Annotated in this window: 10 protein-coding genes; 1 reads left to right on the top strand and 9 read right to left on the bottom strand. The window is 35.3% G+C overall.

Annotated features, from left to right (window positions below):
* A complete protein-coding gene (locus HM992_RS00865; protein WP_179318189.1) occupies positions 1–1,221 on the top strand; it encodes a M20 family metallo-hydrolase in 1,221 nt (406 codons plus the stop codon).
* A gap of 83 nt (positions 1,222–1,304) precedes the next feature.
* Here HM992_RS00865 and HM992_RS00860 read toward each other — a convergent pair whose 3' ends face one another.
* The 9 genes from HM992_RS00860 to tamL all read right to left on the bottom strand — a co-directional run bounded on the left by HM992_RS00860 (position 1,305) and on the right by tamL (position 13,334).
* Complete coding sequence (locus tag HM992_RS00860; protein WP_195806591.1) at positions 1,305–2,417, bottom strand: pyridoxal-phosphate-dependent aminotransferase family protein; 1,113 nt, start codon at positions 2,415–2,417, stop codon at positions 1,305–1,307.
* Positions 2,418–2,459: 42 nt separating this feature from the next.
* A complete protein-coding gene (uraD, locus tag HM992_RS19785; protein ID WP_229720423.1) occupies positions 2,460–3,329 on the bottom strand; it encodes a 2-oxo-4-hydroxy-4-carboxy-5-ureidoimidazoline decarboxylase in 870 nt (289 codons plus the stop codon).
* Positions 3,330–3,334: 5 nt separating this feature from the next.
* A complete protein-coding gene (locus HM992_RS00850) occupies positions 3,335–4,738 on the bottom strand; it encodes a urate hydroxylase PuuD (RefSeq protein ID WP_179318187.1) in 1,404 nt (467 codons plus the stop codon).
* Positions 4,731–6,077, bottom strand: a complete 1,347-nt coding sequence (gene allB, locus HM992_RS00845; RefSeq protein WP_179318185.1) for an allantoinase AllB — start codon at positions 6,075–6,077, stop codon at positions 4,731–4,733. The genes HM992_RS00850 and allB overlap by 8 nt, the downstream gene beginning before the upstream one ends.
* 6 nt (positions 6,078–6,083) lie before the next feature.
* Complete coding sequence (locus HM992_RS00840; RefSeq protein ID WP_179318183.1) at positions 6,084–8,405, bottom strand: xanthine dehydrogenase molybdopterin binding subunit; 2,322 nt, start codon at positions 8,403–8,405, stop codon at positions 6,084–6,086.
* On the bottom strand, positions 8,398–9,807 hold the full coding sequence (locus tag HM992_RS00835; protein WP_179318181.1) for an FAD binding domain-containing protein: 1,410 nt from the start codon (positions 9,805–9,807) through the stop codon (positions 8,398–8,400). The genes HM992_RS00840 and HM992_RS00835 overlap by 8 nt, the downstream gene beginning before the upstream one ends.
* A gap of 15 nt (positions 9,808–9,822) precedes the next feature.
* Positions 9,823–10,404: a DUF6940 family protein gene (locus tag HM992_RS00830; RefSeq protein ID WP_179318179.1), complete on the bottom strand. Its 582-nt coding sequence runs from the start codon at positions 10,402–10,404 to the stop codon at positions 9,823–9,825.
* A gap of 14 nt (positions 10,405–10,418) precedes the next feature.
* Entirely contained in the window at positions 10,419–10,892 is a 474-nt protein-coding gene (locus HM992_RS00825; protein ID WP_179318177.1) for a nucleoside deaminase, read from the bottom strand.
* Positions 10,893–11,048: 156 nt separating this feature from the next.
* Positions 11,049–13,334 carry a translocation and assembly module lipoprotein TamL gene (gene tamL / locus HM992_RS00820; RefSeq protein ID WP_449658188.1) on the bottom strand — a complete coding sequence of 762 codons (2,286 nt, stop codon included), beginning with the start codon at positions 13,332–13,334 and terminating at the stop codon, positions 11,049–11,051.

Here is a 13,334-nt window from a genome sequence, read left to right as displayed (position 1 = left end):
ATGAATAGAATACACCAAGAACTCGATACTTTAGCGCGCTTTTCATCAAGCGAATTTCCATCGGTGACCAGAGTTTTATATACGCAAGAAGATTTAAACGCGCGTGATTATTTTATAGGCATGTGTGAAGAGATTGGCTTAAAAGTTAGAGTAGATGCCATAGGAAATACGTATGCGCGTTGGGAAGGCACAGCACCAGAATTAGCAGCTGTGGGTACTGGTTCTCATATCGATGCTATTCCATTATCTGGACAATATGATGGAACCGTTGGTGTTTTTGGTGGTTTGGAAGCTATTAGGTATTTGAAAAGTATAGATTATAAACCAAAACGCTCTATAGAATTGGTGTTGTTTACGGCAGAAGAACCAACACGTTTTGCCATTGGTTGTTTGGGAAGCAGAATGATGTCTGGACAATTAACACCCGAACAAGCCTTAAAGCTTAAAGATAAAGAAGGTGGTTTTTTTAATGATATCAGAGAAGCAGCTGGATTTAAAGGCGATTTAAATGATGTGAAACTGTCTGAAGATTACTACCACGCCTTTGTAGAATTACATATTGAACAGGGGCCACGTTTAGAAAAAGAAAACTTAGATATTGGTATAGTAGATAAAATTGCTGCGCCAAGTACGTTGATTGTAAAATTGATAGGCGAAGGTGGTCATGCAGGAGCTGTGTTAATGCCGATTAGAAAAGATGCTGGTGTCGCAGGAGCTGAAATTATGATGGCTGTTGAACGCATTGCAAAAGATTCTAAAAGTGAAGATACTGTGGCCACGACCGGAATTTTTGATATTCTTCCACGTGCAGTCAATAGTATTCCCAAAGAAGCATACTTAGAAATAGATTTACGGGATACAAATATTGAAACGAGAGACAAAGCTCTTGCAGATTTAAAACATGAAATCGCTGAAATTTGCGAGAAGCGACATATTAAATATTCAATAGAATTATTGAATTGCGATCCTCCTGCCACTTGTGATGAGAACTTAGTGCATACAGCGGAAAAAGCAGCCAAAGGTTTAGGGTATTCAACGAAAGTGATGACGAGTCATGCTTATCATGATTCTTTGTTTATGGCACAATTGTTTCCAACTACCATGATTTTTATTCCTAGTAAAGATGGAGTAAGTCATCGTCCAGATGAATACAGTTCACCTGAAGAAATAGATAAAGGAGTGCAAACGTTAGCTTTAACGTTAAAGGACGTTGCTAGCTAAAAAACAATCCAAAATGTCAGTTTGAGCGCAATTAAAAATCTAGAATTCATTTTCAATTGCGCTCATTATGACAACATATGTTACTAAAGTATTTCTTTCAAAGCACCTATTAGCATATTTACATGGTTATGCGTACAACTTTCACCCATAATTCCGATACGCCAAATTTTACCTGCAAAATCACCAAGTCCACCACCAACTTCAATATTAAAGTCAGTTAATAATTTGGTTCTTAAAGTAGCTTCATCTGTTACGCTTTCTGGTAAATAAACAGAATTTAAGTTAGGTAAACGATGTGCTTTGTCCACTAAATATTTAAAGCCAAGAGCTTCTAATTCTTGTTGTAAATAATCGTGCACCTCATAATGTCTTTTCCATCGGTTTTCTAAGCCTTCTTCCATGACTAAATTTAATGCTTCATGTAAAGCAAAAACAGCAGAAACAGGAGCTGTATGATGATACGCTCTTTTAGCTCCAGCCCAATAATTTTTAACGAGATTTAAGTCTAAAAACCAACTTTGAACTTTGGTCTTTCTATTTTCAAGAACTTCAACTGCTCTTGGAGAAAAACTTACAGGAGATAATCCAGGAGGCGCACTTAAGTTTTTTTGTGATCCTGTGTAAATAGCATCAATTCCCCATTCATCAACTTTTAAGGGTACACCACAATAAGAGGTTACAGCATCAACGACTAAAAGTGAATCAACATCATGCACAAGTTTACTAATCTCTTCTAAGGGTTGTAAAGCACCAGTTGAGGTTTCAGCATGCACTAATGCTACCAATTTTGGTTTCGGGCAGTCTTTTAAAGCGTCTTTTATTTGTTGCTCAGAAGTGACTTTTCCCCAAGGAGTCATTACTTTGTGAACTGTAGCACCACAACGTTCTGCGATTTCTGCCATACGTCCACCAAACACACCATTGATGCAAATAATACATTCGTCACCTGGTTCTAATAAATTGGCTAAACAGGTTTCCATGCCTGCACTTCCAGGTGCTGAAACTACAAATGTTAGATTGTTTTGCGTTAAAAAGGTTTTTTGAACCATATCCTTAACTTGATCCATCATGGTTACAAAATGTGGATCTAAATGACCAATTAAAGGAGATGCCATAGCTTTTAGAACTCTAGGGTGTGCATCGGATGGTCCAGGACCCATTAAGTAACGCTTTGGTGGATTAAATGTATATGCCATAATATTGTATTTTAAATTAATGTTTTTATTTAGTGTGACTAATTAACTTCCTTTATATGTTGAATAACCATAAGGGTTAATTAATAATGGTACGTGATAATGGTTTGTATCTGTCACTTCAAATTGAATTGAAACTTCAGGATAAAATCCTTTTTGATTACTATTTTTAAAATAGTTTGCTGTGTCAAAGAGCATCGTGTAATGTCCAGGTGTTAAAAGTTGACCAGGAGGCAACACATCTGAAATCCGACCATCGTTATTTGTAATGCCAACACTCATTGGTTTCCATTGATTGTTACGTAAACCTTTTAGTGTTATCAGCATATGTTTTGCAGGAATTCCTAAAGAAGTATCTAAAGCATGCGTGGTTAAATGACTACTTAAATCTGCGTTTTTAGCAAGATTTTCAATGAGTTTTACTAATCGAATGACGGTAATTTTATGCTGCTCATTCATAGCAACATAAATTTCATCGGCTTCGTCATGATTCAACCTACAATTGATAATCGCTAACATTTCTTCAGCCGATTTTCCACTAGCGCTCACTATAAAAATATAACCGAATTTAGCTTCGTATGCATCATTGGCTTTTGCTAAGGCTTCAATAGTATCTGTATTGGCTTCTGCAACTTTAGCTTGTTCGTTTCCTGCCCAATTTGCGGTATGAGCGAATTTGGCTTTTAAACTTTCTATATTTCCAATTTTTGGATGGCCAGTAAAGGCTTCTTTAAAATCGTCTAAAGCACAATCGTTATACCATATTGATGCGGCTTTTGTGATCAATTCACTTTCCGTTGCAAAAGGTCTACTTGCAAGCATACCATTCACCCAAGTTTTGGAAACACAGCATTGCTCTAATTTAGAAAATGCTTCCTCATTAGAAAGTGAATTAAGTTGGTCTATTGTTATCATATGCTTTATTTTGGTGCTCCTTGATTGATCCAACAATTAATCATATCGCGTTCTTCCTGGGTCATTCCTGTTTGATTATTATTAAAAGGCATGTTTTTACTTACTACGACGCGTTGAAAAATTTTATCTTTTAAATTATAAATCTGTTCAGCCGTATCATATTTCACGCCATTTGGTGCAACTTTCCATACAGCATCTGTTGGATTTGAAGAATGGCAAACTGTACATCTATTGTTAATAATAGTTTGAACATCTATAAACGAAACCATTTCTTGGCAGTTTTCATATTTTGGAGGTGTAGGTGCCGTCATAAATGCCATCCCAAATAAAAGTAATACAGAAATTGGCATTACCCAAATAGAAAGCTGTCCTTTTTCACGTAAATTGAGATAGTGTTTTACTCCTGCTGTACCCAGAGTAATACCAATAAGAACAATCCATTGGTAGGCATTTCCAAACGTACTCGGAAAATGATTGCTAATCATCACAAACAACACAGGAAGTGTAAAATAATTATTAGTGTACGATCGTAATCCAGCTGCTTTTCCATCTGCAGGATCTGGAAGCAAGCCTTTCTTTGCAGCAGCGACCATCCGTTTTTGCCCAGGAATTATAATGAAAAATACATTGGCAGCCATTAAAGTTCCTAAAAAAGCACCAAAGTGAATATAAGCCGCTCTACCACTAAAAACTTGAGCATAAAACCAAGCAAATAAAAACATCAAAACTGTTATTGCCATGGTAAAAACGACTTTATTGTTGCTTAAGCGTTTGCAAATTTGGTCATATAAAATCCAACCAATTATTAAAGAAGCTACACTAATGGCGATAGCTGTTGAAGGCAAAATATCTAAAACTTCAGGGTCTATTAAGTAAGAGCTGGCATTAAAATAATAGACTATTGAAAGCAGACAAAACCCAGAAAGCCAAGTAAAATAAGCTTCATATTTAAACCAATGCAGATGCTTCGGGATTTTTTTTGGTGCTAATTTGTATTTTTCTACATAGTAAAATCCACCACCATGAACGGCCCAAAGGTTACCTGCTAATTCATCTCTTACATTTTCAGTTCTGTTTAAGGCATTCTCTAAAAACACAAAATAGAATGAAGCTCCAATCCAAGCAATTCCGAAAGTGATGTGAATTAAGCGAACCGTTAAATTTAGCCATTCAAAAAAATGACTTTCGTAAATAGTGCCTTTCAAAAAAAGATATAAAACACCAATACCACATATAGAAGCGATAACAATTAAAGCGTAAAACCAATTTTGAGATGTTTGTAAGACTTCTGCTTTTTCATCCTTGCCTTTAGCTTTAAAATCACTGATGAGATTCTGAATTTTGTAGGTGCCAGCAACTATAATTATAAAAATAGTAAGCCAAGTTAATAATATTAATATTTTAATCATATATCCTCTTAAGTAGTAATTGTCCTTGTTGAAGCGTCTTTAATTTTGAGTCTTCAACTACTTGAACACCATTCACAAATGTATGCATTACTTTTCCAATGAGCTTTTCATTCATATATGGTGTTGCTTTATGCTTGTGTTGTATGGTGCCTTCTAAAATAGGAATTTCTAAAGTGTCATCCCAAACTGTAATATCAGCATCAAAGCCTGCGATTAAAGCACCTTTTTTATCATTAATTCCTAAAAATTCTGCTGGTTTCTTTGTTAGCAATGAAATGAGTTTTTCTGTTGGTAATCCTCTTTTTTTACCTTCAGAAAACAATATAGGAAGTGTAAACTGCAATCCTGATATGCCTCCCCAAGCTTTAAAGAAATCTCCACTTTCTAATTGTTTACGTTCAGGTGGAGCAGGTGAGTGGTCTGAGGCTAAAAAGTTAAAACCATCGTCTAATAAAAAGTCCCAAAGTTGGTCATTATTAGCTTTTTCTCTAATGGGTGGAGCACATTTGAAAATGGGTGACTCATCCGGAATGGTTTCGGCATTAAAATATAAATAATGCGGACAGGTTTCTACAGTCAGTTTATTGGTTTCTTTTTTGCGCTGTTTAATCCGCTCAATACCTTCTGAAGCCGAAAGATGAACAATATGCACTTTAATATCAAAGGCTTTTTGAAGCTCTAAAGCTAAATCAATAGCATTAGTTTCCCAATGTTGAGGTCTTGATTCTAAATACTCTTGATAACTTTTAGGATTTGTCACTTCAGGAATAGCCTCGTCAGTTAATTCACAATGAAGCAATAAAGGGGTGTCATATTGTTTTAGAATAGGCGCAATAGCTTCCAAATCTAGTTTTGAAACATTAGGAAATTCATCAATTCCCGAATGGGATAGAAAACCTTTAATTCCAAAAACACCTGCTTTTATTAAATCTTCTATATCCTTTTTATTTGTTGGAATAACACCACCATAAAATCCGCAATTCACATGAAGCTTACCTTTAGAAGCGTCTTGTTTTAATTTAAATGATTTGATGTTTGTAGTAACTGGACTTGCATTTAATGGCATTTCAATTAGCGTAGTGACACCTCCAATAGCTGCCGCTTTTGTGGCTGTATCAAAACCTTCCCAATCTTCGCGTCCAGGTTCATTAATATGCACGTGCGCATCAATAATGCCAGGCATAACGATAAGGTTCTGATAGTCTAAAAACGGAATGTTTTCAACTTGATGATATCCTGCGTTTATACGATGAATTTTCCCATGTTTTACATGAATTGTAGCTTCTTTAAATACATCATCTAAAAAGCATCGCTTACTATATATAAGACATTCTTCCATGGCTTTTTAACTGTATAAACTCATTAAGACTTTTTCAGGAGTCATTGGAGCGTGAAACTTTAAATCATAGTTGGAATTAAAGGCTTTTATGGCATTTTGAAGTGCAAAATAAGCACCAATGCCATACATTAAAGGCGGTTCGCCAACGGCTTTTGATTTTAAAATAGCTAATTCATGTCCTTTGGTTTCCACAGGAATCACTTCCACGCTTTTTGGTACAGAAAAAATATCTGGTATTTTGTAAGTGGAAAGCGCGTTCGAGAGTAATTTGCCTTCATCATTATAAGCAATTTCTTCCATAGTCATCCAACCCATACCTTGAATTAATGCACCTTCAACCTGACCTAAATCTATACCTTCACTCATGCTTTTGCCATAATCATGAACGATTTTTACAGAGTCAAATTCGTAAGTCCCACGTGTACAATCTATGGTTGTCGTAGTAATCGCTGTACCATAAACATGATAGGCAAAAGGATGTCCTTTTTCTTTAGTTTTATCAAAGTGAATTTCTGGTGTGGCGTAATGTGCATTTTCGGTTAAAGCAACCCGCTCTAACATGGCCATGCTTATCAGATGCTTCCATTCCACTTCTGTTTTTTCATTATTCATGTAAACGAATTCGTCTTTTAATACAATGGCTTCAGGTGTCACTTTTAAGTAGGCAGCTGCCACGTTTTTGAGACGTTCCAATAAAGCATTACATGCCATTAGAGTAGCCTTTCCATTTAAATCGGCTGTAGAACTCGCAGCAGAAGGTGAGGTGTTGGCAACTCTAGTGGTGTTGGTAGTTTCAATCTTAATGTGTTCTATGGAAACCGAGAAAACATCAGCCGCAATTTGCATCATTTTTGTGTTTACTCCTTGTCCCATTTCTACAGCAGCAGTACTAATGCCAATACTTCCATCTAAATAAATATGAACCAAAGCACGTGCATGATTCATTGGTGTATTGGTAAACGAAATACCAAAAGTAATGGGCATAAACGATACCCCTTTTTTAAACGCTGTATTGTTTTTGTTGAAGTCTGAAACCTCTTGTTCTAAAACTTCACTATTAAATATGTTTTTAGCAGAATTCCATGTGTTTTTAGCTTCTACTTTTTTAGCTATTTGTCCATACGAAAACGTGTCATTTTCATCTAACAAATTGGCTTCTTGAATTTGTCTGGCAGAAACTCCAATTTCAGAAGCAGCTTTTGCAATCGCAGACTCAATAACAAACATACCTTGTGGTCCACCAAAACCTCTAAAGGCTGTATTTGGTGGTAAGTTGGTTTTACAACTCAATACTTTGGTTGTTACATTTGGTACATAATAACTGTTGGTGGCATGAAATAAGGTACGCTCTGCAATGGCTGGCGATAAATCTGCTGCTGCTCCAGAATTTTGTAAAAATTCAGTTTGGTAGGCTAGGATTTTTAAGTCTTTAGAAAGTCCAATTTTATAAGTGCTTTCATAAGGATGACGTTTACCTGTCATGCGTAAATCATCATGACGATTCAGTATCAATTTTACCGATTGATTTAAATGATACGTTGCCAATGCAGCCATCACAGCCCAAGGTGTCGCTTGGTCTTCCTTGCCACCAAATCCGCCACCAAGTCGTGTGACATCAACTTCAATTTTATGCATTGCAATACCTAAAACTTGAGCAATTGTTTTCTGTACAGAAGTTGGTCCTTGTGTAGAAGACGTCACTTTTATATTGCCATTTTCTAAAGGTTCTGCGTAAGCACCTTGCGCTTCAATATATAAATGTTCTTGACCGTTGGAAAAGGTTTCGCCTTCAAAAACGTACTCACAATCTTGAAATGCTTTTTCTGTATCGCCTAAACTAAAAGAACGTGGTGCATTAATAAAGCTGCCTTTTGCTTTTGCTTCTTTTGCTGTGGTGATGACTGGTAAATCTTCAATTTCAATCTCGATTAAATCTCGAGCTTTTCTGGCAATAAATTCTGATTCTGCTACAATTAGCGCAATTGGCATGCCCCAAAAATCGACCTCGTGTTCTGCAAATAAAGGTTCGTCTGGAATAATGCCGCCAATTTCGTTTTTACCAGGAACATCTTTATACGTAAAAATACGTTCCACACCATCTAATGATTCCGCTTTTGAGTAATCAATACTTTTAATTTTTCCGTGAGCTTTTGGTGAGTCAAAAACCACGGCGTGAAAGGTACCTTGTCTAATATTAACATCATCAACATATAGAGATTCACCTCTAACATGTGTGTAAGAATCTAAGTTTTTAATGCTGCGTTTTAATGATTTTGAAACCGCATCTAACTTCGTATCTAAGACTTTATTTTCTTTGTTCTTATGCATGTTGAATAAAATCGTTTAAGGTGAAATACTTTGGAAACAACTCCGTGAAATGCGCGAAAAACAATTGTCTAGCAAGCAAGCGTTTGTAATCTGTTGTGCCTCTAACATCGCTAATTGGACTGATTTCTTTTTGAAGTATCTCGTTAGCTTTCAATATTGTTTCTAAAGTCAGTGGTTTCCCTACTAAAAAAGCGGAAGTTTCATGTAAATACTTTGGAATAGCAGCAACACCACCAATTGAAACGTGAGCTTCTGAAATGGTGTCGTTTTCAACAGACAACTGAATGGCAGAATTGACACTTGCAATATCTAAATGGGTGCGTTTACACACTTTTTCAAAATTGAAAAATGACTGTTCTGTTGGTAATTTAAAGGTGATGTCTTTTAGAAGTTCGCCTTCTTTTAAATCGAAGGTTTTGTATCCTTGGTAGAAATTTTTAAGCTTGCGAGTTCGTTCTTTTTGATTTTCGTTTGAAATTGTGATTTCACTATTCAACGCTAAAAAGAAAATGGTCATATCACCAATTGGTGAGGCATTCACTAAGTTTCCGCCTAAGGAAGCCATGTTTCTAATTTGCTCAGATGATACTAGTTTTAAATACTTTTTTAAGTGTGGTAACCTGTTATTTAATTCTATATGATTCCATAAATCTGAAACTGTTGAGTTGGTTCCAATGGTACAAATTCCGTTTTCAATGGTAATGCCTTTTAGATAATCTTTCTCAGCAATTAGATGCACGTCATTATCTGCTAAGTGATCTGCTTTTTGGACGTATAAATCGGTACCTCCAGAAACATATTTTCCTTTGGGTTGATTTAGATATTTTCCTTCGATGTCTTTTAAACGTTGTGGAATGCTTTCAAAATACTCTGGAATAAATCCATTGTCAATTAACCATTTAAAAGAATTTTTTTCTTGATGCTCTAGTTTTTCAACCACTTGGTGAGCGGCTTTTTCAATGGCTTTATAACCAGTGCATCTACAAATATTGCCGCTAATGGCATTTAGTGCATTCTCGTAATTGTTTTCAGAATTCGATAATGCAAAACCTGTTAAAGCGACGACGAAACCTGGTGTGCAAAATCCGCATTGCGTCGCGTAATTTGATTTCATGGCTTCTTGAGCTGTGGTTAGTTTGCCTTTTAGATTTGTGCCTTCAACCGTTACAATATGTTTGCCATGCGCATTACCTAATGGTGAAATGCACGAGGTGATACTTTGGTATTCCATAATATCGTTGGTTAATGTGCCAACTAAAAGTGTGCAAGCTCCACAGTCACCTTCGCGACAACCAATTTTGGTTCCTGTAAGGCGTTGCTCGTAACGTACAAAATCCAGTAAAGTTGTGCCTGAATGTTCTGACGTTTTAATGGTTTTGTTATTTAGGATGAAGGTGATCAATGGTCTAGTTCTTTGTTATGTTATCAATTTGTATTCTTTATATTTATAATATTTTGGCTTAGAGTCTAATCTAACATGTAGCCAATGAACTCCTAAACCAGCAGTACTCAACCATTTTTTTTCAGTGCCAATTATTTTTGAATATTCTTGAGCTACTTTTTTCCAAAACTTTATTATTTGATGTTGAGGAGCTTTACAAATGAATATGGCTATATGTGTGTAATTTTCTATATCAGATATTTTAGTAGGAACTATTAGTTTAGCATCACCACGTAAATTATTAAAACTAACAACTTCTGAATTATTTTGAAAATATTTTTCAAAAGGAGTGATATTTGATTTTAAAGAATTGAGATGTGAAGAAAAAATTAGAACAAATTCAAACTTTTCACATATACTTTTCTTATCAATCGGCTTAACTTCCCAATAATATGCATCGAATTCACAATTTCTTAATAGTTCAATGAAGAATTCAATAAATTCGGAAGAGTTTTGAATAAGGAAAATCCAATCTTTGAAATTGATAATTTTGTCATTTTCATGAATTTGAAATTTAATAATTCCTTCGCTTATTAATTTACTTTTATAATGCCACAAAATAATTTTATTTACTAATACTCAGTCTTATCAAGTTTCTTAGTCCATTCCTGAAAAGGTTCTAAAGCCACTTCTCTTGCCAATTGTTCAAAAGGAATACTACGTTCTGAGTATGGTAATGGAATTTCTTTATAAATAAATTCGTCATCAAAGCCAATATTCGCAGCATCTACTTGATTACTACCGTAATAAACCTTGTCTGGTCGTGCCCAGTAAATGGCTCCTAAGCACATTGGGCACGGTTCGCAAGAGGTATAAATTTCGCAACCGTCCAATTGGAAAGAATCTAAATTTTTACAAGCATCTCTAATGGCTGTAACTTCGGCATGTGCTGTTGGATCGTTAGTAGAGGTGACCTTGTTGTTGCCGCGTCCTACAATTTTTCCGTCTTTAACAACAACGCAACCAAATGGTCCACCTTCATTATTGTTCATTCCTTTAAGGGCAGCGTTAACCGCTTCTTTCATGAATTGTTCTTTATCTGTCATCTAAATGTGAATCTGTGTTTTTAAAATATGTGAATCAATAAATATATAATAATTTTAGGAATTAGGTGCGACCTTATTAAGGTTTTAGCTTGAAGTTTGAGATAAATGATAAAAAAAGAAGATTTATGGTGTCAGCTTACTTGGGCTTGTCTCTATTTAGAACGAATACCCAATAGCAAAATTAAGCACAGGTTCATCATATTTAAAATCCCAGCGCTCACCTTCTGCTAGTGAAGGATCGTGAAATGGTGCTGCCAAATCGAACCGAATGACAAAGCCTTGCACATCTATATGCAATCCAAATCCAGCTCCCATACCTAATTCATTGATGAAGTTAGAGGTAAATTTATCTTCGCCATCAAATACTGAATTCGTTTTAGAGTTCCAAACATTTCCAGCATCAGCGAATACCGCACCTTTAAAAAATGAAAATAACGGAAAACGATATTCTACATTGGCTTCGAGTCTAATGTTTCCGGTTTGGTCAAAGTAGGTCACATCGCTATCGTCATCGCTCTCATCGTCATAGGTTCCTGGTCCTAAAGAGCGTGTTTTAAATGCTCTAACGCTGTAAGGTCCTCCTGAAAAATATTGTTTCACGTAGGGAATAACATCCGAATTTCCATAAGGTAAACCATAACCAGCAAATAAACGCGTTGCTAAAGTTTGCGCTCGGTCTTTGCCGAAATTAAGATGGAATCTTAAATCTAAATCGGCTTTCGCATATTGCGCATATTCCAAACCTAAAAATTCTTTAGGTTCACCAGATGTGGTTTCTTGTCCTAATAAGCTTATTGAATTACCTGCAACATCTAAGGTAGTATTGAGGTAAAATTGATTAGGATCGTTTGCGTCTACCATTTCGTTATAGGTGAATGAAAAGGTCATCCCTGAAATAAATTGCTGATCGAAACTTTGTTGTAGATATACATTTTCATCTAAAATAGCGTCAAATTCATCGGTTGTATTTGAAAGTCTTGTGTAACTCACCGATATAGGGTTAAAAGCATAAGTTATATATTTATTCGCATTCCAAGAATACCCAAATTGGCCATTTGCAGAGAGTAAAGTGTACAATTCGCTTCGACTTAAATAGTTAAGTCCAATGCTTGTTTTGGTTTTTGGTATAGAATATTTAAAGAAATCCGTATTAATTTTTACCGGAAATAAAACACGTGGAAAAATAAGTTCGGTAGTTAAGCCTAATTCTAAACTTGTATTTCCTGCATCATCACCACTGGCAAACTGCGATTCATAACCCACATTTGTGCTAATATTTAAGGTTTCTCCACCATTAAAGACATTACGATTACTGTAGGTTAATGCTAAATGTGGTCCTGTATAATTATTAGATTTTGTAACGCCTTGTAATTCTGCACGAACAGCGCGTTTTGTTAATGGTGATAAGAATATATTGGCTTCTAGAAGTCCTAAACTATCGGTTTCTAATGAATCAATTTCTTTATATTGAATGTTCACGTATTTATAGGCTCCGATTTTTGAAAGTCGTCTTGCTGTATTTTTAGATTCGTCAGGACTGTATAAATCGCCTTCCTTTAGTGTAACAAATTCATCAAGATATTTTAGTTTCATAAAAAGTGTATCTTGGATGTAATTTTTATTGTTGAATCGTTCGGGCGCTACGTACGTCGAATCTTGTAAATCGTAATTTGAAAAGACATTTATTGTAGAAATTTGGTAAGGAATGGTTGCCTTTTTAGGGACTTCAGCTTTTAATTTTAAAAATAAATCGAAACGCTTTTTATCATATTGCGTCGTGTCGGCTTCAAAAATGAAAAAATCTGAATTCAGATTATAATAGCCTTTTTGTTTTAGCTCTGTATCAATACGTTGGCGTTCTAATTTCATATTAGACAAATCGAAACGCATATCATTTTGAAAATGAGATTTATCGGTTTCTTTTTTGACCGCTTCATACAGTGGTGAAGGCATTGAGTCAATTTCAAAACGCTCCATTTTATAAGGTTCCGTGACATTTAGTTTATAATTTATAGAGGCTTCAATCTCTTTCTCTTCAAAAGAAGATGTTGCAGTACTGTAGAAAAATCCTTTGTTTTCTAATCGGTTTCTTAAAACAGCTTCAACTTCAAACGGTTCTACGCTAGATTGATAAACGGGTTTTTCTCCAAGTTGTTTATAGAGCCATCTATTGAGAAATCCTGGATTCTCTTTTTGGTTTTTGTAATAATAATATAAACCCACATACATTCCTAAAAACTTTGAATTAGGTTCTGGTCTCAAAATCGTTTCTAATTCTGTTTTTAGTTCTTTTTCATTTTTTATAATAGAATCAGCTTCAATTTCAATGGTAGCACCTGTATATAAGCGTTCGCCTTCAGGAATGTGTTTTGTGATACTGCACGAGTATAGCACCATTCCGAATACGATAAAAGCAACGCTATGTCTTAAAGTTCTTTTCAA

Source organism: Winogradskyella helgolandensis (assembly GCF_013404085.1).
In the GTDB taxonomy this organism is placed as follows: Bacteria; Bacteroidota; Bacteroidia; order Flavobacteriales; family Flavobacteriaceae; genus Winogradskyella; species Winogradskyella helgolandensis.
This window is presented reverse-complemented; position numbering and strand designations above follow the sequence as displayed.

Bases quoted from the DNA above. Each gene is read 5' to 3' on its own strand.
- allB (WP_179318185.1), bottom strand. From the start codon at position 6,077: ATGGAAGAATGTCTTATATATAGTAAGCGATGCTTTTTAGATGATGTA.
- HM992_RS00825 (WP_179318177.1), bottom strand. From the start codon at position 10,892: ATGACAGATAAAGAACAATTCATGAAAGAAGCGGTTAACGCTGCCCTT.
- HM992_RS00860 (WP_195806591.1), bottom strand. From the start codon at position 2,417: ATGGCATATACATTTAATCCACCAAAGCGTTACTTAATGGGTCCTGGA.
- HM992_RS00865 (WP_179318189.1), top strand. From the start codon at position 1: ATGAATAGAATACACCAAGAACTCGATACTTTAGCGCGCTTTTCATCA.
- HM992_RS00850 (WP_179318187.1), bottom strand. From the start codon at position 4,738: ATGATTAAAATATTAATATTATTAACTTGGCTTACTATTTTTATAATT.
- HM992_RS00840 (WP_179318183.1), bottom strand. From the start codon at position 8,405: ATGCATAAGAACAAAGAAAATAAAGTCTTAGATACGAAGTTAGATGCG.
- uraD (WP_229720423.1), bottom strand. From the start codon at position 3,329: ATGATAACAATAGACCAACTTAATTCACTTTCTAATGAGGAAGCATTT.